This window comes from Streptomyces sp. NPDC005866 (assembly GCF_040629895.1).
GTDB lineage: Bacteria > Actinomycetota > Actinomycetes > Streptomycetales > Streptomycetaceae > Streptomyces.
Genome location: NZ_JBEXWP010000030.1, coordinates 46,810 through 69,217, shown reverse-complemented (window position 1 = coordinate 69,217; position 22,408 = coordinate 46,810). Strand labels below are relative to the sequence as shown.

23 protein-coding genes are annotated in these 22,408 nt (G+C 71.0%); 12 read left to right on the top strand and 11 right to left on the bottom strand.

Features of this window, described 5'->3' with window-relative positions:
* The first annotated feature begins 8 nt into the window (after positions 1-8).
* The 3 genes from ABZ396_RS34150 to ABZ396_RS34140 all read left to right on the top strand — a co-directional run bounded on the left by ABZ396_RS34150 (position 9) and on the right by ABZ396_RS34140 (position 1,290).
* The gene (locus ABZ396_RS34150; RefSeq protein WP_358915659.1) at positions 9-218 is read left to right on the top strand and encodes an acyl-CoA carboxylase epsilon subunit; all 210 of its coding nucleotides are present in this window, start codon (positions 9-11) and stop codon (positions 216-218) included.
* 317 nt (positions 219-535) lie between these two features.
* Positions 536-664, top strand: coding sequence for a hypothetical protein (locus ABZ396_RS34145; protein WP_358915661.1), 129 nt, complete (start codon positions 536-538; stop codon positions 662-664).
* A 23-nt stretch (positions 665-687) separates the two neighbouring features.
* On the top strand, positions 688-1,290 hold the full coding sequence (locus ABZ396_RS34140; protein WP_358915663.1) for a nucleoside triphosphate pyrophosphatase: 603 nt from the start codon (positions 688-690) through the stop codon (positions 1,288-1,290).
* On the opposite strand, the gene ABZ396_RS34135 is transcribed toward ABZ396_RS34140, so the two are convergent.
* Positions 1,262-1,777, bottom strand: coding sequence for a hypothetical protein (locus tag ABZ396_RS34135; protein WP_358915665.1), 516 nt, complete (start codon positions 1,775-1,777; stop codon positions 1,262-1,264). The two genes, ABZ396_RS34140 and ABZ396_RS34135, sit on opposite strands and share 29 nt — an antisense overlap.
* A 374-nt stretch (positions 1,778-2,151) precedes the next feature.
* Between ABZ396_RS34135 and ABZ396_RS34130 the strand changes: the two genes are divergently transcribed.
* Together ABZ396_RS34130 and ABZ396_RS34125 are read left to right on the top strand one after the other, a co-directional pair.
* The gene (locus ABZ396_RS34130; RefSeq protein ID WP_358915667.1) at positions 2,152-3,924 is read left to right on the top strand and encodes a biotin carboxylase N-terminal domain-containing protein; all 1,773 of its coding nucleotides are present in this window, start codon (positions 2,152-2,154) and stop codon (positions 3,922-3,924) included.
* Positions 3,925-4,220: 296 nt separating this feature from the next.
* Positions 4,221-4,766, top strand: coding sequence for a helix-turn-helix domain-containing protein (locus ABZ396_RS34125; RefSeq protein ID WP_358915669.1), 546 nt, complete (start codon positions 4,221-4,223; stop codon positions 4,764-4,766).
* 110 nt (positions 4,767-4,876) lie between these two features.
* On the opposite strand, the gene ABZ396_RS34120 is transcribed toward ABZ396_RS34125, so the two are convergent.
* Together ABZ396_RS34120 and ABZ396_RS34115 are read right to left on the bottom strand one after the other, a co-directional pair.
* Positions 4,877-5,842 carry a DeoR/GlpR family DNA-binding transcription regulator gene (locus ABZ396_RS34120; RefSeq protein ID WP_358915671.1) on the bottom strand — a complete coding sequence of 322 codons (966 nt, stop codon included), beginning with the start codon at positions 5,840-5,842 and terminating at the stop codon, positions 4,877-4,879.
* Between the two features lie 166 nt (positions 5,843-6,008).
* Positions 6,009-7,457, bottom strand: coding sequence for an NAD(P)H-quinone dehydrogenase (locus ABZ396_RS34115; protein ID WP_358915673.1), 1,449 nt, complete (start codon positions 7,455-7,457; stop codon positions 6,009-6,011).
* Positions 7,458-7,553: 96 nt separating this feature from the next.
* On the opposite strand from ABZ396_RS34115, the gene ABZ396_RS34110 reads away from it, so the two are divergent.
* The 5 genes from ABZ396_RS34110 to ABZ396_RS34090 all read left to right on the top strand — a co-directional run bounded on the left by ABZ396_RS34110 (position 7,554) and on the right by ABZ396_RS34090 (position 12,566).
* Positions 7,554-7,994 carry a gamma-glutamylcyclotransferase gene (locus ABZ396_RS34110; RefSeq protein ID WP_358915675.1) on the top strand — a complete coding sequence of 147 codons (441 nt, stop codon included), beginning with the start codon at positions 7,554-7,556 and terminating at the stop codon, positions 7,992-7,994.
* A gap of 49 nt (positions 7,995-8,043) precedes the next feature.
* The gene (locus ABZ396_RS34105; RefSeq protein WP_358915677.1) at positions 8,044-8,322 is read left to right on the top strand and encodes a hypothetical protein; all 279 of its coding nucleotides are present in this window, start codon (positions 8,044-8,046) and stop codon (positions 8,320-8,322) included.
* 192 nt (positions 8,323-8,514) lie between these two features.
* Positions 8,515-9,339: a purine-nucleoside phosphorylase gene (locus ABZ396_RS34100; protein WP_358915679.1), complete on the top strand. Its 825-nt coding sequence runs from the start codon at positions 8,515-8,517 to the stop codon at positions 9,337-9,339.
* A gap of 210 nt (positions 9,340-9,549) precedes the next feature.
* Entirely contained in the window at positions 9,550-11,193 is a 1,644-nt protein-coding gene (locus ABZ396_RS34095) for a phospho-sugar mutase (protein WP_358915681.1), read from the top strand.
* A 182-nt stretch (positions 11,194-11,375) separates the two neighbouring features.
* Positions 11,376-12,566, top strand: coding sequence for a hypothetical protein (locus tag ABZ396_RS34090; protein WP_358915683.1), 1,191 nt, complete (start codon positions 11,376-11,378; stop codon positions 12,564-12,566).
* Positions 12,567-12,823: 257 nt separating this feature from the next.
* On the opposite strand, the gene ABZ396_RS34085 is transcribed toward ABZ396_RS34090, so the two are convergent.
* Both ABZ396_RS34085 and ABZ396_RS34080 read right to left on the bottom strand, forming a co-directional pair.
* The gene (locus ABZ396_RS34085; protein WP_358915685.1) at positions 12,824-13,825 is read right to left on the bottom strand and encodes a lytic murein transglycosylase; all 1,002 of its coding nucleotides are present in this window, start codon (positions 13,823-13,825) and stop codon (positions 12,824-12,826) included.
* Between the two features lie 690 nt (positions 13,826-14,515).
* Entirely contained in the window at positions 14,516-14,977 is a 462-nt protein-coding gene (locus ABZ396_RS34080; protein ID WP_358915687.1) for an ATP-binding protein, read from the bottom strand.
* A gap of 315 nt (positions 14,978-15,292) precedes the next feature.
* Here ABZ396_RS34080 and ABZ396_RS34075 point away from each other — a divergent pair, with 315 nt between their 5' ends.
* Positions 15,293-16,144, top strand: coding sequence for a helix-turn-helix transcriptional regulator (locus tag ABZ396_RS34075; protein ID WP_358915688.1), 852 nt, complete (start codon positions 15,293-15,295; stop codon positions 16,142-16,144).
* A 12-nt stretch (positions 16,145-16,156) separates the two neighbouring features.
* The gene (locus tag ABZ396_RS34070; protein WP_358915690.1) at positions 16,157-16,348 is read left to right on the top strand and encodes a hypothetical protein; all 192 of its coding nucleotides are present in this window, start codon (positions 16,157-16,159) and stop codon (positions 16,346-16,348) included.
* Between the two features lie 176 nt (positions 16,349-16,524).
* Here the strand turns inward: ABZ396_RS34070 and ABZ396_RS34065 are convergent, their stop codons facing one another.
* The 6 genes from ABZ396_RS34065 to ABZ396_RS34040 form a co-directional block, all read right to left on the bottom strand.
* Entirely contained in the window at positions 16,525-16,695 is a 171-nt protein-coding gene (locus ABZ396_RS34065; protein WP_358915692.1) for a hypothetical protein, read from the bottom strand.
* 31 nt (positions 16,696-16,726) lie between these two features.
* Entirely contained in the window at positions 16,727-17,164 is a 438-nt protein-coding gene (locus ABZ396_RS34060) for a hypothetical protein (protein WP_358915693.1), read from the bottom strand.
* A gap of 618 nt (positions 17,165-17,782) precedes the next feature.
* Positions 17,783-18,607, bottom strand: a complete 825-nt coding sequence (locus tag ABZ396_RS34055; protein ID WP_358915911.1) for a phosphate ABC transporter ATP-binding protein — start codon at positions 18,605-18,607, stop codon at positions 17,783-17,785.
* Between the two features lie 84 nt (positions 18,608-18,691).
* A complete protein-coding gene (locus tag ABZ396_RS34050) occupies positions 18,692-19,633 on the bottom strand; it encodes a class E sortase (RefSeq protein WP_358915695.1) in 942 nt (313 codons plus the stop codon).
* Between the two features lie 88 nt (positions 19,634-19,721).
* Positions 19,722-21,095 (bottom strand): Ig-like domain-containing protein, encoded by a 1,374-nt coding sequence (locus ABZ396_RS34045; RefSeq protein ID WP_359186621.1) that lies wholly within the window; start codon positions 21,093-21,095, stop codon positions 19,722-19,724.
* A gap of 183 nt (positions 21,096-21,278) precedes the next feature.
* Positions 21,279-22,292, bottom strand: a complete 1,014-nt coding sequence (locus ABZ396_RS34040; RefSeq protein WP_358915699.1) for a substrate-binding domain-containing protein — start codon at positions 22,290-22,292, stop codon at positions 21,279-21,281.
* Positions 22,293-22,408: the final 116 nt, after the last annotated feature.

The following is a 22,408-nucleotide window of genomic DNA, read 5'->3' as shown; positions in this document are numbered from 1 at the left end:
GAGCCGCTGTGACGATCAAAGTCGTACGGGGCAACCCGACCCCGGAGGAGCTGGCCGCCGCGTTGGCGGTGGTAAGGGCGAGGGCAGCGGCCATGGCGGCCGCGCCGTCCGGCCCCAGGACGGCGAGGGCCGCCTGGTCCGACCCGTCCCGCATCGCCCAGCGCCGGGTCCCGGACCCGAGCCCGACAGCCTGGACCCGCACGTACTGGCCGGGCTAGGGCCTGTCGTTTGGATCAGGCCGCAGGTCAGTGGCGGTGCAGTTCGATGCCGGGGAGCGGGGGCCGGTGCGTGTGGCTGCAAGGCGGAGGAGGCGTGGACAATCAGCCGCTTCCGCGGCGGGCGACGCGGTGGGGGCACCCCCGGCCGAAGGCTGGGGGACGTCGGCGACCGACGACAACGCGGCAGATGCGCGTGCCAGCGCCCGCGTCTGCGGAGTGATCCAAACGACAGGCCCTAGGGGCAGTGGAACCCGGGGCTCCAAATCTGAGTACCCCTACTCAGGCGCCCACCCCCGGCCGAGCCGCACGCTGGTGGCATGCTGTGGTCGGACCCTGACGACGAGCCGCCGAAGGACCTGCAGGACATGCAGAACACCCTCCGGCGGCTCGGCATCTTCCTGGCCCTGGCCATGCTGCTGGCGATGATCGTGCTGGGCGTCGGATAGGCCGCAGCCACTACGCTGACGCCATGCGCAGACTCGTCCTCGCCTCCCAGTCCCCCGCCCGGCTGAACCTCCTGCGCCAGGCGGGTCTCGCCCCCGAGGTGATCGTCAGCGGCGTCGACGAGGACGCCGTCACCGCTCCCACCCCGGCGGAACTGGCCCTCGCCCTGGCGGAGGCCAAGGCTTCCGTCGTCGCCGCCCGTCCGGACGTGCGGGGCGCGATCGTGATCGGGTGTGACTCGGTGCTGGACCTCGACGGCCAGGCGCTCGGCAAGCCTGCGGACGCCGAGGAGGCCACCGCCCGCTGGAAGTCGATGCGCGGCCGTGCCGGCACCCTGCAGACCGGGCACTGCGTCTGGGACACGGCGCGCAACCGGCATGTGTCGGCGACCGCGTCCACCGTCGTCCGGTTCGGCGAGCCCACCGACGCGGAGGTCGCCGCGTACGTCGCCTCCGGTGAACCCCTCTACGTGGCGGGCGCGTTCACGCTTGACGGCCGGAGCGCGCCGTTCATCGACGGCATCGACGGCGACCACGGCAACGTGATCGGCATCAGCCTGCCCCTGGTCCGCCGGCTGCTCGCGGAGCTCGGCGTCGGCATCACGGAGTTGTGGGCGCCGGCGGAGTGACCGGCCCGGCGGACGGTGTGTCCTTCCTCGGCTCCGGTTCCGGCCCACCGCCCGCCGAACCGGGACCGCCGGCGTCCGCCCCGGCGCCGGCGCCCTCCTCACGGTCGTACGTCATCAACAGCAGCACGACGAGCGCGAGGACGACCACCATGAACAGGAACGCGGTCCAGCCGATCAGCCCCCACGCCACGGCGCCCAGCAGGCCGTGTACGACCGCGACGCTGATCAGCAGGATGCGGCCGAGGCCGGCGGGCGACCGGTCACGTATCGCCACCAGCAGGGCCACCAGGGCGCACAGGACGAAGTAGAGGCCGAAGACCACGGCACCGATCTTCGCGCTCACCGACATGTTGTGGGGGTCGAGGCCGGCCAGGGACATCTCCTGACGGTCGACGACCACTCCCATGAACCAGTTGAGCGCGGCGATGCCGAGTGCCTCGGCGAGGAGTATGACCGCCACGGCCCACGCCACCGGTCTGCGCACCACCGACCCCACCCACTTTCGATCACGGCCCGGCGAGAGCCGCTGTTACCTGAAGTACGTTCAAGACATCGCGAACGCTACTAACGGGTAAACCGGGGGACAAGGGGCCGGGCGTCGGCAAAGATTCGTTGGGCCATTCGTAGGGACTCAACAAAGAAACGCTGTGGGGCGCGGCACGCTCTCACAGAGACCTTGAGCACATCGCGGGGCTAGGGTTTTCCGAAAGAGTCCTGCGTACCTCGGTGCTACAAGGGCTTTCGCGGGTCGGGCGAGCCTCGCATCACGCTCCGTGTGGGCAAGCTCACCATTGGGGACGGGTCGAAGTGCCGTGTCGGCCTTCCCTAAACTCGGCTTGTTTCAAGGAGGGAGCCTCAATCGTGCGCAAGGTGCTCATCGCCAACCGTGGCGAAATCGCTGTCCGCGTGGCCCGGGCCTGCCGGGACGCAGGGATCGCGAGCGTGGCCGTCTACGCGGACCCGGACCGGGACGCTCTGCATGTCCGCGCCGCGGATGAGGCGTTCGCCCTGGGCGGTGACACCCCGGCCACCAGTTACCTGGACATCGACAAGGTCCTGCACGCGGCACGCGAAGCGGGGGCGGACGCCGTCCACCCGGGATACGGGTTCCTCTCCGAGAACGCCGAGTTCGCGCAGGCGGTCCTGGACGCGGGCCTGACCTGGATCGGCCCGCCGCCGCAGGCCATCCGCGACCTCGGTGACAAGGTGGCGGCCCGGCACATCGCCCAGCGGGCCGGCGCCCCGCTGGTGGCCGGCACCCCGGACCCGGTCTCGGGCGCCGACGAGGTCGTGGCGTTCGCCAAGGAACACGGCCTGCCGATCGCCATCAAGGCCGCCTTCGGCGGTGGCGGGCGCGGCCTGAAGGTCGCCCGCACCCTCGAAGAGGTCCCGGAACTGTACGACTCCGCCGTCCGTGAGGCGGTGGCCGCCTTCGGCCGCGGCGAGTGCTTCGTCGAGCGCTACCTCGACCGGCCGCGGCACGTGGAGACGCAGTGCCTGGCCGACAAGCACGGCAACGTGGTCGTCGTGTCGACCCGTGACTGCTCGCTCCAGCGCCGCCACCAGAAGCTCGTCGAGGAGGCCCCGGCCCCCTTCCTGTCCGACGAGCAGGTCGCCCAGCTGTACCGCGCCTCCAAGGCCATCCTCAAGGAGGCCGCCTACGAGGGCGCCGGCACCTGTGAGTTCCTGGTGGGCCAGGACGGCACGATCTCCTTCCTGGAGGTCAACACCCGCCTCCAGGTCGAGCACCCGGTGACCGAGGAGGTCGCCGGTATCGACCTGGTCCGCGAGATGTTCCGGATCGCCGACGGCGAGGAACTCGGCTACGGCGACCCGGAGCTGCGCGGTCATTCCTTCGAGTTCCGGATCAACGGCGAGGACCCGGGCCGTAACTTCCTGCCCGCCCCCGGTTCGGTCACCACCTTCGACGCCCCCTCCGGCCCCGGCGTCCGCCTGGACGCGGGCGTGGAGGCCGGCTCGGTCATCGGCCCGGCGTGGGACTCCCTGCTGGCCAAGTTGGTCGTGACCGGCCGTACCCGCAAGGAGGCCCTGGAGCGGGCGGCCCGCGCCCTGGACGAGTTCCGGGTCGAGGGGATGGCCACGGCGATCCCGTTCCACCGGGCGGTGGTCAGGGACCCGGCGTTCGCGCCCGAGCTGACCGGCTCCGAGGACCCCTTCAAGGTCCACACCCGCTGGATCGAGACCGAGTTCGTCAACGAGATCAAGCCCTTCTCCGCCCCGGCCGACGCCGAGGCCGAGGAGGAGACCGGCCGTGAGACGGTCGTCGTCGAGGTCGGCGGCAAGCGCCTGGAGGTCTCGCTGCCGGCGTCCCTGGGCATGACCCTGGCCCGCACCGGCCTCGCCGCCGGCGCCAAGCCGAAGCGCCGGGCCGCCAAGAAGTCCGGCCCGGTCGCCTCCGGTGACACGCTCGCCTCGCCGATGCAGGGCACGATCGTCAAGGTCGCGGTCGAGGAGGGCCAGGAGGTCAAGGAGGGCGACCTGATCGTGGTCCTGGAGGCCATGAAGATGGAGCAGCCGCTGAACGCGCACAAGGCCGGCACCGTCAAGGGCCTCGCCGCCGAGATCGGCGCGTCCCTCACCTCCGGCGCCGTGATCTGCGAGATCAAGGACTGACGACACCCCCCGAACCGCCTCGCCCGGCGAACGGCACCCAACCGTTCGCCGGGCGCCCGGGGGGGTGTCCGGCGGATCATCTCGGCGTCGCGGGCGCTGGTGCGTGCACCTGCGGCGTTGCCGTCGGTTGCCGCCGTCCCCGAGCCTTCGGCCTGGGTGCCCCCGCCGCGTCGACTCCCTGCTCCCGCCTCAGCCAGCCACTTGCACCAGAGCCCGCCCGGCCCGGCCCGGCCAGGACGCGCCGTTTCTCACGGCCGACCTGATCCGCCGAAACCCCTAGATTTCTGGAACGGCCCATGCGCGCCGACGCCCGCCGCAATCACGACCGGCTGCTCGCCGAGGCCCGTGCCGTGTTCGCCGAGCACGGCACCGACGCCTCGCTGGAGGACGTGGCCCGCCGGGCGGGCGTGGGCATCGGCACCCTGTACCGCCACTTCCCGAACCGGCACGCCCTGATGAGCGCGGTCTTCGAGGACGCGGTGAACGAGCTCCTGTCCAGGGCTCGGGAGTTGCTGACGGCCTCTGAGCCGTGCAAGGCCCTGCTGACGTGGCTCCACGAGGTGGTCGGCCATGCGGCCGAGTACCGGGGCCTGTCGAGGGCCTTGATGTCGGTGTCGTCGACCGACACCGCGTCGGCCCTGGCCCGGTGCGGCACCCCGATCAGGAAGGCGGGCGGAGCACTGCTGCTACGCGCCCAGAAGTCGGGCGCCGTGAGAGCCGACGTACACATCGCCGACCTGCTTCAGCTGACCCACGCCATCGCCTTGGCGGCGGAGGAATCCCCGCATGACCCGGCTCTCGCGGACCGGCTGCTCCAGCTGACGCTACGAGGACTGACGTAGGGGCACGGGGCTGTGGGGATGCGGGGCCACCGCCACGTGGGCGGGACCAGCCGCACACCACCGGCGCCCGCGCACGAACCCCGTCCCCGACGGCTGAGTGCCCAACACCCTTACCGCCGCCGCATGTCGGCAACCCGCGCCCGCTCGGCCGCCGTCGGCGTCTCCCCGCCCAGCATCGAAGCCGACCGCAGCCCCGACCCCGGCACCTGACTCCGCCGCGGCCCCGGCAGGGCTACGTCCCGACGCTGTTGCTGCTGCTGCCGCGCCGGGACCTGGTCACCCCCCGAGTTCCCCGAGGCTCCGGCCACAGCGATCTGCACCCCCTGATCGGCGAGGGCCTGGAGCTCCGTGGCCGCACGGTCGTCATGAGCCGGCGGCTCGTCCGTGACCAGCCGGGTGATGACGTCCGTCGGCACGGTCTGGAACATCGTGTCCGTACCGAGCTTGGTGTGGTCGGCGAGGACGACGACCTCCGCGGCCGCCTGCACCAGCGCCCGGTCGACGGACGCCGACAGCATGTTGGAGGTGGAGAGCCCGCGCTCGGCGGTCAGCCCGCTCCCGGACAGGAACGCCTTCGACACGCGCAGCCCCTGCAGGGACTGCTCCGCGCCGGAGCCGACGAGGGCGTAGTTGGTGCCGCGCAGGGTGCCGCCGGTCATCACGACCTCGACCCGGTTGGCATGGGCCAACGCCTGCGCCACCAGCAGCGAATTGGTGACGACGGTGAGTCCGGGCACCCGCGCCAGCCGGCGGGCGAGCTCCTGGGTGGTGGTACCCGCCCCGACCACGATGGCCTCGCCCTCTTCGACGAGACCCGCGGCGAGATCGGCGATGGCCGTCTTCTCGGCGGTCGCGAGATGTGACTTCTGCGGAAAGCCGGACTCCCGCGTGAACCCGCCCGGCAGTACCGCACCGCCATGCCGGCGGTCGAGGAGTCCTTCTGCCTCAAGTGCCCGCACGTCCCGCCGTACGGTCACTTCTGAGGTCTGGACGACGCGGGCGAGCTCACGGAGCGATACGGCCCCGTTCGCGCGCACCATTTCGAGGATCAATTGGCGACGTTCTGCAGCGAACACGAAACTGACAGTAACCCCAACGACCGTCTGCTTTCAGCAGTTTGCGCCGAATAGCAGAAGTTGTTCGCACAGCAGGGTCGGGAGTGGTATAGGAGCTACCCACCCCGACTATGCCGCACGCATGCTCGACAACTCCCCGTGACCAGCGGGGAGTCGGTTCCAGCCGTCAGAGTTCGCTGCCGACCTTCCGCGTGTGCAGCTGCCGCGCGACCTCCGCGATCGACCCCGAAAGAGAGGGATACACGGTGAACGCGTTCGCGATCTGTTCGACCGTCAGATTGTTGTCGACGGCGATCGAGATCGGATGGATCAGTTCCGAGGCGCGCGGGGCGACCACGACACCCCCCACCACGATCTCGGTGCCCGGCCGGCAGAGCAGCTTCACGAAGCCGTCCCGGATGCCCTGCATCTTGGCGCGCGGGTTCCGCAGCAGCGGCAGCTTGACGACCTTGGCGTCGATCTTGCCGGCGTCGACGTCGGCCTGCGTGTAGCCGACCGTCGCGATCTCCGGATCGGTGAAGACGTTCGACGACACCGTCTTCAGGTTCAGCGGGGCCACCGCGTCGCCCAGGAAGTGGTACATGGCGATACGTCCCTGCATGGCGGCCACGGACGCGAGGGCGAAGACTCCGGTCACGTCACCGGCGGCGTACACACCCGGCGCGCTCGTCCGGGACACCTTGTCGGTCCAGATGTGCCCGGAGTCGCGCAGCTTGACGCCCGCCTCCTCCAGACCCAGGCCCGCGCTGTTCGGGATGGCACCGACGGCCATCAGGCAGTGCGTGCCGGTGATGACCCGCCCGTCGGCCAGGGTCACCTCCACCCGGTCCCCCACCCGCTTGGCGGCGGCGGCCCGCGACCGGGCCATGACGTTCATGCCCCGGCGGCGGAACACGTCTTCCAGCACAGCGGCCGCGTCCGGGTCCTCGCCCGGCAGCACCCGGTCCCGCGACGACACCAGCGTCACCTTGGACCCGAGCGCCTGATACGCGCCGGCGAACTCGGCACCCGTCACACCCGACCCGACCACGATGAGCTCCTCGGGCAGCTCGGTGAGGTCGTAGACCTGGGTCCAGTTCAGGATGCGCTCACCGTCGGGCTGGGCGTCGGGCAGCTCGCGCGGATGGCCACCCGTGGCGATGAGCACCGCGTCGGCCGTGAGGGTCTCCTCACTCCCGTCCGCGGCAGTGACGACGACCTTGCGTGACCCGTCGAGGGCCTGCATGCCCTCCAGCCGCCCGCGCCCCCGCATGACCCGCGCACCCGCACGCGTCACAGAAGCCGTGATGTCGTGCGACTGCGCGAGCGCGAGCCGCTTCACACGCCTGTTGACCTTCCCCAGATCGACCCCGACCACCCGCGCCGCCTGCTCCAGCGGCGGGGTGTCGTCGGCGACGATGATCCCCAGCTCCTCGTACGACGAGTCGAAGTTGGTCATCACCTCGGCCGTGGCGATAAGGGTCTTCGACGGCACGCAGTCGGTCAGCACCGACGCTCCGCCCAGACCGTCGCAGTCGACGACGGTCACCTCCGCGCCGAGCTGCGCGGCCACCAGCGCCGCTTCATAGCCGCCGGGTCCGCCACCGATGATCACGATCCGAGTCACGTACCCCATTGTCCCGCACCCCTCAAGGTGCTATCGCCCGGGGGCGCCACCCGGCGCTTCCTGGGGCTGGAGTGGTAGCTGGGACGGCTGCCGTACCCTCTCCCCATGTCGTCGCTCTATGCCGCGTACGCCGGCAATCTCGACGCACGGCTGATGTCCCGCCGCGCGCCGCACTCCCCCCTGCGCGCCACCGGCTGGCTGAACGGATGGCGGCTGACCTTCGGCGGGGAGCAGATGGGCTGGGAGGGCGCGCTGGCGACGGTCGTCGAGGACCCGTTCTGCCAGGTCTTCGTCGGCCTCTACGACATCGCCCCGATGGACGAGGAGTCCATGGACCGCTGGGAGGGCGTCGGCATGGGCGTGTACCGCCGGGCACGTGTGCGCGTGCACACCCTGGAGGGCGAGGAGACCGCCTGGCTCTACGTCCTCGACGGCTACGAGGGCGGCCTGCCCTCGGCCCGCTACCTCGGCGAGATCGCGGATGCCGCCGAGTCGGCGGGCGCACCACACGATTACGTGATGGAGCTGCGCAAGCGGCCCTGCTGAGACACCGCCTCCCTACACTTGTGGAACCGACGCATCAACGGGAGAGCGCATGTCCCCCACGACGTACGACGTCTACTACACCGTGCAGGCCGCCGCGGCCCGCGACCGGCTGGACGATCGTCAGCGCATCGGGTTCGACAAGGGCATCGCGCTGCTGGCCCGCGACCCCTTCCTTCCCGAGTCACGGCCCATTGGCTCCACGGGAGACGACCGCACGATCCGCCTCACGCAGAACGTCCTCGTGGAGTACACCGTCAGCCGCGGCCGACTGCTGATCTTCATCGTCGAGGTATTCAACGACAAGGACGTCCTCGTGACGGACGAGTGACCGCCTCCCACGCCCGAGCGAGAGTTCTGTGCAAGCGCCCCCGGTGAGACCTCCAAGCCACACAGACCGCCCACAGATGGCACGAAAAGTTGCCTGCGTCGCACCGTTCGTTTGAAACGACAAGACAACGATCGCCATCCCGTGACCTCACTCATCTACGCGCGTAGGCCCGGACCGGCTACTCTCATCCGCGTGAACGCATCTCTCCTTCCGGACGACATCCAGGGCGACCCCCACGCCGCTGCCGGCGCGGCCGCCGCGCGGCTGCGCGAGCTCACGGGCGCCGAGACCCACGACGTCGCCCTCGTGATGGGCTCCGGCTGGGCTCCGGCCGTCGACGCCCTGGGTGCTCCCGACGCCGAGTTCCAGGTCACCGAGCTGCCCGGCTTCCCGCCGCCGGCGGTCGAGGGGCACGGCGGCAAGATCCGCTCGTACGCCTCCGGTGACAAGCGCGCGCTGGTCTTCCTGGGCCGCACGCACTACTACGAGGGCCGTGGCGTCGCGGCCGTCGCGCACGGCGTGCGCACCGCCGTGGCCGCCGGCTGCAAGACGATCGTCCTCACCAACGGCTGTGGCGGCCTGCGCGAGGGGATGCGCCCCGGCCAGCCGGTCCTCATCAGCGATCACATCAACCTCACGGCGACCTCTCCGATCGTCGGCGCGAACTTCGTCGACCTGACGGACCTCTACTCCCCCCGCCTGCGCGCCCTGTGCAAGGAGATCGACCCCAGCCTCGAAGAGGGCGTCTACGCGCAGTTCCCCGGCCCGCACTACGAGACCCCGGCCGAGATCCGCATGGCCCGGGTGATCGGCGCGGACCTGGTGGGCATGTCGACGGTCCTCGAAGCGATCGCCGCGCGCGAGGCGGGCGCCGAGGTCCTGGGCATCTCCCTGGTGACCAACCTGGCGGCGGGCATGACCGGCGAGCCCCTGAACCACGAGGAGGTCCTCCAGGCGGGCCGCGACTCGGCGGCACAGATGGGCGAACTGCTGGCGCAGGTGCTGGGCAGGCTGTAAACCGTCGCGACAGGGGTTGCCACAGAAGGCGTGGAGCGTCCGCGGCCCCGTCCGGTCGCGCAGTTCCCCCCGGGGTGGATACGGGCACCCGGCACTACGACAGGTCGTCGGCCGCCCGCGGCGACCCACCACCACCCGTAGGCGCTACGCGGACCCCCACCGAAGCCGCGCCCGCGCCGCAGGCACTCCACGAGAGGTTGGACGAGGACCGTGCAAGACGATCTCATCGCCCGGGCCAGGACCTGGCTCGCCGAGGACCCGGACCCGGACACCCGCGACGAGCTGGCCAAGCTGATCGACGCCGGTGACATCGACGAACTGTCGGCCCGCTTCAGCGGCACCCTCCAGTTCGGCACCGCCGGCCTGCGCGGTGAGCTGGGTGCCGGCCCGATGCGCATGAACCGTGCCGTCGTCATCCGCGCCGCCGCCGGTCTCGCCGCCTACCTCAGGAAGCACGGCCACACCGACGGAGTCGTCGCCATCGGCTACGACGCCCGCCACAAGTCCGCCGACTTCGCCCGCGACACCGCGGCCGTCATGACGGGCGCCGGCCTCCGCGCCGCCGTACTCCCCCGCCCCCTCCCCACCCCGGTCCTGGCGTTCGCCGTTCGGCACCTCGGCGCGGTCGCCGGCGTCGAGGTCACCGCCAGCCACAACCCGCCCCGCGACAACGGCTACAAGGTCTACCTCGGAGACGGCTCGCAGATCGTCCCGCCCGCCGACGCGGAGATCGCCGCCGAGATCGACGCGATCGCCAGTCTCCACGACGTACCGCGCCCCGAGGCCGGCTGGGAAACCCTCGACGACGCCGTCCTGGAGGCCTATCTGGCCCGTACGGACGCCGTCCTGGCCCCCGGCTCCCCGCGCACCGCGCGGACCGTCTACACGGCCATGCACGGCGTCGGCAAGGACACCCTGCTCGCGGCCTTCGCCCGGGCCGGCTTCCCGGAGCCGGTGCTGGTCGCCGAACAGGCCGAACCGGACCCGGACTTCCCGACGGTCGCCTTCCCCAACCCGGAGGAGCCCGGCGCGATGGACCTGTCCTTCGCCCTGGCCCGTACCACCGACCCGGACCTCGTCATCGCCAACGACCCGGACGCCGACCGCTGTGCCGCGGCCGTCAAGGACAACGGCACCTGGCGCATGCTGCGCGGCGACGAGGTCGGCTGCCTCCTCGCCGCCCACCTGGTCCGGCGCGGCGCGACCGGCGTGTTCGCCGAGTCGATCGTCTCCTCGTCCCTCCTCGGCCGGATCGCCGAGAAGGCCGGACTGCCGTACGAGGAGACCCTCACCGGCTTCAAGTGGATCGCCCGCGTCGAGGGCCTGCGCTACGGCTACGAGGAGGCCCTCGGCTACTGCGTCGACCCCGACGGCGTCCGGGACAAGGACGGCATCACCGCGGCGCTCCTGATCACCGAGCTGGCCTCGGTCCTCGAGGAGGAGGGCCGCACCCTCCTCGACCTCCTCGACGACCTCGCCGTCGAGCACGGCCTGCACGCCACCGACCAGCTCTCGGTCCGCGTCGAGGACCTCTCCGTCATCGCGGACGCCATGCGGAGGCTCCGCGAGCAGCCCCCGACCGAACTCGCGGGCCTCCCCGTCACCAAGGCGGAGGACCTCACCCGGGGCACGGACAAGCTGCCGCCCACCGACGGCCTGCGCTACACCCTCACCGGCGCCCGGGTCGTCGTCCGCCCCAGCGGCACCGAGCCCAAGCTGAAGTGCTACCTGGAGGTCGTCGTCCCGGTGGCCACGCACGCCGGACTCCCGGCGGCCCGAGCGCAGGCCGCCGAGACGCTGGCCGCGATCAAGCGGGACCTGGCGGCGGCGGCCGGCATCGACGCTTCGCTCTGACACCCCGCTCTCACATCCCGTAGGGACGCCCCTCCGTCCAGAGGCACCCCTACGGGTGATTTCACGACGGCGACCGACCCACCCACCGCGCCCCGCCCCGGCTCCCGGGGAACGGTGAACCGGTACCGCCCGTACCGCCCGCCGGTACCGCCCGCCGCAGCCGTCGTAATGGAGCCGCCGCCGTGTCCTCGACCGCCCCCGAGACCGCCCCGAGCGGACACATCCCGGGCACCCGACGACCCCACCTCCTCACGCTCACGGCGACCGTCCCCCGGCACGCCCTGCGCCGGGCGGCTCCGGCACTCGCCGCGTATCTCGCCGTACGGCTCACCGGACTGGTGTTCCTCACCGTCTGGGCGCACCGGCGACACGAAGGGGTGTGGCCGATGCTGGCGGCGCAGTGGGACTCCCGGTGGTACCTCGGGATCGCCGGCCACGGGTACGCGCACACACTGGGCAGCGCCTACGACCACAACAACCTGGCGTTCTTCCCGCTGTATCCGCTGCTGATGAAGGCGGTCGCGGTGCTGACCCCGGGCACCCGGGCCAGTGCCGGGCTCGGGATCGCCTGGGTGGCGTCGCTGGTCGCGGCATGGGGTGTGTTCGCGGTGGGCGACCGGCTGGCCGGGCGGCGGGTCGGGGTGCTGCTCACCGTGTTGTGGGCGGCGTACCCGGTGAGTCTGGTGCAGTGGATGGGGTACACCGAGTCGCTGTTCACGGCGTTCGCCGCGTGGACTCTGTACGCGGTGCTGGGTGAGGGCTGGCTGTGGGCGGCGGCGGGATCGGTGCTGGCGGGACTGACCCGGCCGACGGGGATCGCCGTGGCGGCCGCCGTGACGGTCACCGCGCTGCTCTCCCTGCGCTCGCGCTTCTCGCCCCGCGTCCTGACGGCGGCCCTGCTGGCACCGCTGGGCTGGTGCGGCTACGTCGGCTGGGTGGGCCTCAGACTCGGCCGCTGGGACGGCTACTTCGCCGTACAGCGAATGTGGCGCAACGAGCTGGACGGCGGGGCTCATACCGTGCGCTGGCTGCGGCACCTGTTCGGTCAGGCCCCGCGTCCGGAGCTGTTCCTGGTCGTGGTGAGCCTGACCATGCTGGTGTCGCTCGTACTGTTCGGGCTCGCGGTCGCGGACCGGCAGCCGCTGCCGCTGCTCGTGTTCAGCGCGGTCCTGCTGGTGATCGTGGTGGCCAGCGGAGGCGTCTACTTCCCACGGGCCCGCTTCCTCCTCCCCGGCTTCCCGCTGCTGCTGCCGCTCGCCGGGTATCTCGCCCGCGCCTCACGACGGTTGCGGGTGCTCGCGCTGACGGCCGCGGTGGCGGGGTCGGCGTACTTCGGGGCGTACATGCTGCTGGTGTGGCCGAGCGCGCCGTGATGCGCCGTGGTTCATGGGGAGTTGGGCTTTCGCTTGCTCCTCGGACGCCTGCGGCCGGAGGGGCGACCGCAGGCTGAAACGGCGGTATGGGTGTACTCCTCGCCCCCCTTGGAGGCATCCGCCCCCTCGGGCGTTCCGCCGCCCCGGGTCACTGGCGGAACGCCGGATGCCGTGTACGAGCCCGGCCCGGGGTTCGGTCCTACATGAGTCAGCCGAACCCGGTGCCGGGTCCCTCGGCGGGTGCGGGGCCGCGGTGCTCAGCCTGTCGCCGCCGGCAGGCCGGTGGCGGCGGCCGCCGTCGTCGCCGGGGTGGTGCTGTCGGACGGCGTGGGTGCAGGGGTGGTGGACTCCGTGGGTGTCGCCGTGGGCGTATCCGTCGGTGTCGCCGGGGAGGTGGACTCCGTGGGCGTCGGCGTCGGCGTCGGCGTCGGGGCGGTGTCGGTGGGCGTCTGGCTCGGGGTCTCGCTGGGCGTGGGCGCGACGGTCGGGTCCGCGGTCGGCGTGGGGCTCGCGCCGGGCGAGGGCGAGGTGGACCGGGACGGTACGGGAGACGCCGTCGCAGTGGGCACAACGGGTTCGACGGGCTTGGGGGTCGACCCGGTACCGCCGCCGGACCCGGTGCCTCCGGAGGCGCCCCCGTCTCCGAGGTCGCCGGGCTGTACGGGCCTCGTGGCCGGGGTCTTGCTGCCCGCCCCGGGGCTCTGCGGGACGACGCCCGTGCCGTCCGGGACGGTGTACACGCCGCGGCGGTAGAACTCCATCCAGCTGAGGACGAGGTTGAGGTAGTCGCGGGAGTAGTTGTAGCTGAGGATCGCCCCCTCCAGGCCTGCCGCGGTGCCGAGGTCACGGCCTCCGGCGCACAGGTAGTGACCGGCGCCCAGGGCGGCGTCGTAGACGTTGTTCGGGTTCGCGACGCCGTCGCCGTTGCCGTCGGCGCCCCATGTCTTCCACGTGCTGGGCAGGAACTGCATGGGGCCCACGGCCCGGTCGTACATCGTGTCGCCGTCCCAGGCGCCGCCGTCGCTGTCTAGGATCCGTGCGAAGCCGTTGCCGTCGAGGACCGGTCCGGTGATCCGGGTGAGGGTGTCGCCGTTGGCCGCGACCGCGCCACCGCCCGCGTGCCCCGACTCGACCTTGCCGATCCCGGCGAGCAGCTCCCAGCGCAGCCCGCAGCCCGGGTCGGTCCGGCCGAGCGAGGTCGCGGCCTTCCGGTAGGCCGCGAACACACTCGCCGGCAGTCCGGCGGTCGGCCGCGACACGCCGCCCGTTCGAGGACGTCACGGCCGTCCCGGCCGTCCCGGCGCCCTGCGGGCCGGCGCCCGACGCAACGTTCAGCGGCGGGAGTTCGACGTGGTAGGAGTCGTCGCCCTGCGAGGGGACGTCCGGGAGCGGGGTGTCGGGGGTCACGAATCCGCCGGGGACGCTCATGGTGTCGTCCTTCGCGGGCTGGGACGCTCCTGCCGGCCCCGGTGCCTGGGATCCGGCGGTGAGCAGGGCCGCGGCGACCGTGGCGATCGTCCCCACGGCGGTGCCGCGCAGGCCGCGCCGGGTGCGCAGTCTTGCGCTCACTCGGCGGATCGGGCTGGTGAGCGGACGGGGCATGAGAACACTCCTGACGGTTCGGGAGTTCGAGAGGCGCAAGGGGCGTGAGCCGTCAGCTCCGTTTGCCCCGTCCGACGCTAGGCAGCGGGCGACGGCCCCACGACGCCTGGCCGACTCCGAGGGGAAAAAGGGAGGTGAACAACTTGCGTAGGTGACGGGTATGTCACACGGGTGCGGTAGCTGCTTGCCGACGGTGAGGTCCTTCAAGAGCCGCGAGGAGGCCGAGTGATTGCGGGTGAGGCTGCTGGCATATGCCGTGGGGTTGGGGCGCCGCGACCGTGCCTACCAATGCCCCGTCGGGGGTCAGCTCGGCCGGCATCGGTGGTCCGGGCGTCGTCCAGCGACCGTCAACTCGGCAGGGCAACCCAGGTCTTGGTTCCGCCTTGCGGTGGGCCAGCGTCGCGGATTCCCCACTCGCCGCCCCAGTCGTCCACGACCGCCCCGAGCAGCCACAACGCCCGACGGCGACGTTTCCGGCAGAGGGTCACGGCAGCGGGGTCGGCGTGAGCCGGGTGCTGGTCCCAGACCACGAGCCGCACAACGTCGTCGCGGTGTCGAAGGAAGACGTACACGTCCTGTCCGGGCGTCAACCTCGCGGCTTGGGCGACCAGTTCGGAGACTGCGTGCGCGGCAGGAAGGGCGAACCGGTCGAGGGCATGGGCGTGCAGCGCGGAGCTGATCGCACCCCGGACGATCCCGGCACTGCGGGCCTCCCCCGGAACAGTGAGGCTGAGTAAAAGCGTGCCGTCGGGCGCACCTGCGGTGAGGGAAGCAAGCGGGCAGAGGCCGGTGCGAAGGAGAGATGACATGGCGAACTCCGTGGTCCGAGTGCGTGTTGGGTGCTCTGTTCTCGCGTCGTCGCGCACGAGTGGCTCACGCGGGTGGGCGGGTGGACGAGTGGTGGCCTGTCTCCCTGACACGGACTGCCCCTCCCAGGGAAGGAGATTGCGGGCAGGACCGCGCGATGCACTTCCGCCTCGTCACAGCGTGAGCGGTGCGTCACTGAATGTATAGCAATCGGGAGTACGTGTACTACCCCTTCTCGGAAGCCGATGGCCCGCAGTGGACCGAGCGCACGCAGCGAAGGCAGACTGAGCCCCGTCCGAGGCTGGAGAGGAGAGCGCATGCCCCCGAGGAGTACGCCCACCGCGCGCCAGCGACGCCTGGGCGCGGAGCTGCGCAAGCTGCGTGTCGCCGCGGGTATGACGACGGAGTTCGCGGCTGGGCTTTTGGACGTACCGCGCACCAACGTGCCGAACATGGAGTCGGGACGATCAGGGATCAGCCCCGACCGGGTGCGCACGCTGGCCGGCAACTACGGCTGCGTGGACGAAGAACTCGTCAACGCACTTGCCGACATGGCCTCGGCTCGGGGCAAGCAGTGGTGGGAGGAGTACCGCGGTCAACTGCCGGACGGCTTCCTGGACATCGCCGAGATGGAGTGGCACGCACGGCGCCTACGGATTGCCGTGACGGTTCACCTGCCGGGGCTCCTGCACACCGAGGAACATGCCCGCGCGGTCTTCGAGCAGGTGATCCCTCGCCTGCCCGCCGCCGACGTCGACGTGCGGGTGGCGCACCGCCTCGACCGCAGGCAGGTGCTCGACAAGCCGGACGGGCCCTCGCTCGACGTGATACTGCACGAAGCGGCACTGCGCATGCAGTTCGGTGGACCGGCCGTTGCCAAGCGGCAGTTGGAGTACCTCCTGGACGTGTCCGAGCGCGACGATGCGACACTGCGTGTGATCCCGTTCAGGGCAGGTGGGTTCCCCGGGGCCGGGCAGTCGGTCGTCTACGCCGAGAACGCCGTCCCTCAACTCGACACCGTCGAACTCGACAGTACGCACGGACCGGAGTTCATCGACTCCGAGATGCAGCTCCGGAAATACCGAGCCCAGCTCGACACGATGCAGGCCCTGGCGCTCGCGCCCACCGCGTCACGGGACTTCGTCCGGGCCATCGCCGACGACCTCTAGGAGTACGCAAACGTGTCGCACATCCGATGGGAAGAGCCCTACTGCGGTGAGGGCGCCAACTGCTTCCGCCTCGGGACGGATGACGACGGCAACGGTTACGTCGCCGTCCTCGGCCAGGAGGAGCACTATCTCACCGACACCCGAGAGGCCCTGCGGAACCTGATCCTCGACATCAAGGCCGGCAAGGCCGACCACCTGCTTTAGCCGCGGTCGGTACGGCCCGCGCGCCGGTCATGCACTGCGCGCGGGACGCGCCGCCCGTCAGTCGCCGGAGTCGCGGGCGGCTCGTCGCTCCAGGCGTCGCGCGTCCTGGAGGGTTCGCACCGAGCTGCGTATCCTCAACGCGGCCACGAGCGTCACGAGACCGGAGATCGTCACGATCAGCCACTCCCGTAGCCGACGCCAAGACAGATCCCCGCGACGCCCACAAGCCCCACGATCACACTCTTCCAAGGCGTCCACGGCATACGGTCGAAGAGTGCGCCGCCCCCGCTGCCGATGCCGTACGTGTTGACGGGACCGCCGTCTTGGTTCTTCTTCTGCCTGGGCATACAGCTCTCCATCTGACGACGTTGATGAGGGCTACGACTCGACACGCATGAGATAGCTGAAGCCCGTGTTCGGTCCGACGCAGGACTGGAGCGTGAGGTCGCCCCAGTAGAGGCCGTTGGAGGGGGTGCCGCGGCCGGGTGAGACGTGGTGGGCGTAGACGCGGTATGCGAAGGTGCCGCGCGGGGTGGTGGCGGTGACGATCGTGCCCACGGGCAGTTCGGCGAACCGGTCGAAGCCGCAGAAGTCGTGTCCTACGACGACGGCGGTACGCATCGCGTAGCCGTCCTCGGTCCCGAGGTCGGGCCCCGTCCACTGCACCGCGTCGCGGCACGCGTCCACCGCCTCCTGCCCACCCCGCACGACCCGGGCCGACCAAGTGCCGATCCGGAGGGTGGTCGAACCGTCCCGGCTGCGCTGGCTGAACATCCGCGGGCGGGCCGCCGCGGACGGCTTCGGCGACGTCCCCACGGGCGTGGTACGGGGACGCGGCTTCGCGGACGGGGGTGCCGTACGCGACAGGTCCCGGGACTTCGCCTTCGGTGACGCAATAGGCTTGCTCGGGGACGGTGAGGGTGCGGGGGTGGTGCTGTGGGTGGGTGCAGGGCGGGTGGGGTCGGGCGTGACCGTGCCGACCGGTGTGCCGAACGGACTGGGCACGGACGGGGCATGGGTGGCCGACTCGGCTGACGGGGCGGGCGCCGGCGGCCCCGCAAGCCGCTTTCCGGCCGCTCCAGGGACGGCGCAGCCCGCGAGGGCGACGGATGCGGCAACGCACAGGGCGGCCAGGGCCGTCGAGCGACGGGGGTGCGGCAGGGCGGGTCTGTCGGTGGGGTCCACCGCGGATCCGGCGGCGGTCGCCTTGCTCCGTGCGGCGGGGGTATGCGCCACCACGGGGCCGCATCGTCCGGTGCTCGTGACGCGGAGGGTACCTTTCATCCGACTCATCCGACTCATCCGACGCATCCGTTCATGTATTCGGTCGTGCGGGTCGGGCGATGGGGCGGGCGGATCCGGCGGGTGCGACCGGACGGCAGGGCGCCACCTCATGGACGCCCGCGCCCGGCCGGCCGCCGGGCCGTCCACCCCTTATCCGAAGCGGCCGTTCACGTAGTCCGTGGTGCGCTGGTCCTGGGGGCTGTTGAACATCGCGTCCGTCGTGCCGTGTTCGACGATCAGGCCGGGCGTGCCCTGTTCGGCGAGGAAGAACGCGCACTGGTGGGAGACGCGGGCGGCCTGCTGCATGTTGTGGGTGACGATCACGATGGTGACCTCGTCGGACAGTTCGTGGATCGTCTCCTCGATGCGGCGGGTCGAGGTCGGGTCGAGCGCCGAGCACGGCTCGTCCATCAGCAGCACCCGGGGCCGTACCGCCAGCGAACGCGCGATGCACAGTCGCTGCTGCTGGCCGCCGGAGAGCGCGCCGCCGGGCTGGCGGAGGCGGTCGCGGACCTCCTTCCAGAGGCCGGCCTTGGTGAGGCACTCCTCGACGAGCGCGTCCTTGTTGTCGCGGCCCGCCTTGACGCCCGCCAGCTTCAGGCCCGCGGTGACGTTGTCGTAGATCGACATCGCGGGGAAGGGGTTGGGCTTCTGGAAGACCATGCCGATCTGGCGGCGGGCCTGGGTGATGCGGCGGCCGCGGTCGTAGATGTCGTCGCCGTCCAGGAGCACCCGGCCGGCGAGGGACGCGGAGCCGACCAGTTCGTGCATGCGGTTCAGGATCCGCAGGAACGTGGACTTGCCGCAGCCGGATGGGCCGATGAGCGCGGTGACCTTGCGGGCGGGCATGACGAGCGAGACCTGTTCGAGGACCTTGTGGTCGCCGAACCAGGCCGAGATGGAGTCGGCCTCCAGGGTGGCCGGGTCGCTCTCCGCCGTGGCCAGGCCGGGCCTGGGCGCATTGACCGCCGTCATCCTCTTCGTCGGGTCGAAGATCTCGTTGACGAGGGTGTCGGTCGTGTCAGTGGTGTCGGACATGATGGTTGAACTCCTCGTCGATCAGAGCAGGTTGGGCAGCAGGCGGGTGGCGGCGCCGGAGACGGCGAGGCCGAAGGCGGCCAGTACGGGTACGGCGACGATCCAGGTCTGCCAGCGGCCCCACACGCGGTATGCGGCCACGGTGAGCAGGGCGGTCAGGAGCAGCCCCTGCGACCACAGGAAGACGGGGAGCCACGCGGCGCCCTCACTGCCCAGGGCCTGCTCGGAGCCGCCGATCCAACCGAGGGCGAGCGGGCGGGGCGGGGCGGGCTGGACGGCGCTCGTGAGCGTCGCGTCCACGCGGATCGTGCCGGAGGGGGTGTACGGACTGCCCGCGGCGGTGGTGAGGGTGAGTCGGCCCTCGTTCGCCTTGAGGAGGGTCGGCAGCGGGTCGCCCTCGCGGCGGATGGCCGCGACCTCGTACGTGGCCGTGCCCTGGCCGGTCGTCACCTGGATGGGGGTGCCTACGGGCAGCTCGTGCAGTTTGTTGAACGGGCTGCCGTATCCCCACTGGCGGCCCATGATCACGCTGGTGCCGGCCTGTCCCGGCAGCGGGGTGTCCCGGCGGTGGCCGGGGCCGGACATCAGCACACCGGAGGTCGTGCCCTCCGCGACGACCTCCTCCAGCCCCAGGGCCGGAATGCGCAGCAGCGCGACGGGCGCGCCCGGCTTCAGCATCTTGCCGTCGAAGGTCTGCTGGCCCACGGGGGCCGTGCCGACGGCGAGTTGACGGCGGAACTCGTCGTACGCCGTCTGCTGGTCGCGGGCGTGCTGAAGATGGCCCACGATCGTCAGGTTGGCGGCGAAGCCGAGCAGCAGGGCGGCGAGCACGCACAGCGCGGCCCCGGCGAACGCGAAGCCGGCGCGTTCCGCCCGCGGCGGCCCGGAGCCGGTCGCGGGCTCGGGTGAAGGCGCCGACGCCGGCGGCGCCTGGGCCGGCGGGGGCGGAGACAGCACGGTCACGGGAAGCGCTCCTGTGGAGAGATGAGGTGTGGAGAAATGGAGACGCGGGCGGCGGGGTGGGGGCCCGCCGCCCGTGCTCCGCCTGCCGTTACGAGCGGGGTTCGCCGAAGGTCAGCAGCCCGTTGCGACGGCCGTACCGCACGAAGGCGATGCCCGCCGCCGTGAGAACGACGGCGCCCACGCCGGAGAACAACGCGATCTGGCTACCGGTGGAGGCGAGACCGCCGCCGCCGCCCGAGGACCCGCCGGAGGTCGAACCGCCGCCGGAGGTGCTTCCGCCGCCGGAGGTGCTTCCGCCGCCGGTCGTGCCGGCCGTGTCACCCGTGGCGGTAGCGCTCGGCTCGGCGGTGGGGGTGTCCGTCGGGTTGCCGGTGGGGGCGTCGGTGGAGGTGGCGGTGGCGCTGGGGGACCCGGACGGCGGGGCGGGGACCTTGAACGGAACCGTTTGCAGGCTCGTCTCGACGCCGGTGCCATTGTCACAGCCCGGGCTCAGCGTCCAACCGCTGGTGCCTTCGACTGCGCCATCCGGAACAGTGAGTTCCGGCCAGGTCACGGTTCCGCTCGCGTCAGAGGTGGCGCCGGGGAACGTACCGTCGTTCTGATACATGCCAAGGGCGAACGCCGTGTTCGGCTGGCACCTGCGGACGATGAGTTTCACCGTCTGGCCGCGCTGCAGTTCGGGGGTGTCGGTCAGCCGCGTGCCCGAGGCGTCGTGGATCTCGAATCGCGCGGTCCGCACCGTCACATGGGCGGATGCGGATTCGGAGGACCCGAACTTGGTGGTGTCCGTCGGAGTGAACCGGGCAACGATGACGTGCTCCCCCTCGGAGAGCGCCTTCTTGAGCTCGGCCTTCCCGCCGGCGACGGGGACCTCCCCCAGCGTCGTCTCGCCGTCCAGGAACTTCACGGAGCCGACCGCCTCCGCCGGTGTGACCTCCGCGGTGAACGTCACCTCCTTGCCAGGCTCGACTGTATTGGCGGAGGGGGTCACCTTGACGCTGGTGGCCTTCGCGCCAGCCCCGACCACCCAGTTGTCACCGGTGACGGTGATCTTCTGGGTCCAGTAGGGGTCGCCCGGCACCTGCGAGTCCAGCGGAGGAGTCAGGCCATAATTGTCCACACACCGTATGCGCAGCTCGTACGTGCCGTCGCCCGTGATGGTGCCCGCCAGGCCGCCGACCATACCGGGGTTGTCCGTCGCGGCCAGCGAAACGGTCGAAGCCGGACCGTCATAGGGTGCCGCGTTGCTGATCCCCCTCAGTGCCAACGACTCCGTGCCGTCCGCCTTCACCACGTAGAGGTTCAGATAGCTGTTGAAGTTGACGTCTTCGATTGTGTAGTCGGGGCACGGTCCGGGGATTTCGACAGAACCTCCGAGGCCCTGTGCGACGCTCCCGTTGCCGGGCGTCATGGTGAACTCGCCGATGGACGCCGCCCGGGCGGGCTGAGACTGGGATGCCACCAGGGCCACAACGCCCAGGGCAAGCACTGCGCAGGCAGCCAGGATGGCGGCCGCTCTTCGGAATGGGTGTAGCACTGTCATGGCGAATTGCCCCCCGGGAACGGGTGTTGGTGGGTAGGGAAACAGCACGTGGGGCCGGGCACCCTGGGGGTGCCCGGCCGTCACGCGAGGGTCAGACGGTGATCACGAGTTCAGGCCACCCGTGAGCGTGCGCGCGTTGCAGTTGGAGATGATGCCGAAGCCGTAGTTCTGGATGGTGGCGGACGCCTTGCAGATGTCCGACAGCGCCTTGGAGATCGTGGGCTCGGTCAGCCGGGACGTCTGGACGACGTTGTAGACGTCACGGGAGAAGATGAAGGTCGGGTTGAGCGCGAGCGCGGTGCCCGTGCCGGTGGTGGGGGACTGACCCTCGATGTTGCGCAGACGCGACGTACCACGACGGTTCGGGACGTCCGCGAAGCCCTTGCCCTGGGCGATCCACTGCGCGACCGAGTACGGCATGAGCTGGTTGGCAGCGGTCATCGCCGTACCGTCGTGCTCCTGGATCGTCTGGTTGACGCAGGTGCCCGGCGTGGTGACACCGATGGAGTCCAGCCAGTACTGCCGGGTGCCCGAGCCGGCCTGCGGCAGCAGCGGCGCCACCGTGACCGTGGCGCCCGAGGTGGCGTCCACGTACGTGCAGTTCGTGTAGATGCTCGCCAGCTGGGCCTTCGTCAGGTTCGTCGGCAGGGTGCTGCCGAGGTTCGTGGCGTAGGTGACCGCGTCACGGGCGAACGGGACGTAGGTGAGGTCGGTGCCGGGCACGCTGGCCTTCGGGCCACGGGAGGAGCGAGCCATGTCGATGCAGGTGATGCCACCGTTGGCGATGTCCTCGGACAGCCGGGCGATGCCGTTGCTGGAGCCGTTGGTCTGGGCGCGGGTGTACGTGCACCCCGTCGCCTTGGTGTTGTACGGGTCGCCAAGACCACCGACGGCGTTCCACGAGGCGATGACCGGCTTGCCGCTGGCGTCCACGACATCCGTGCCGTTGGCCAGGCCGTTCATGACGTACTGCGTGGTGTCCGAACCGACCGCCGCGAGGGTGCGGTAGTCGGTGAGGGAGGACGGGTCCGCGGAGGCCGGAGAGGACAGGATGCCGAGACCGAGAACCGCGGCGCCGACGGCGGTACCGACCTTCGCGTAAGACTTGACGTTCACTTCTGAACCCCTTGTTTGTGGATTTTCGAAGACTGGACGCTCAAGCAGAATCCGGATTTTCGTGCTGCCGACCCGTCGGCCGGCCACCGCATACATTTCCAGAATTTGGTACGGCG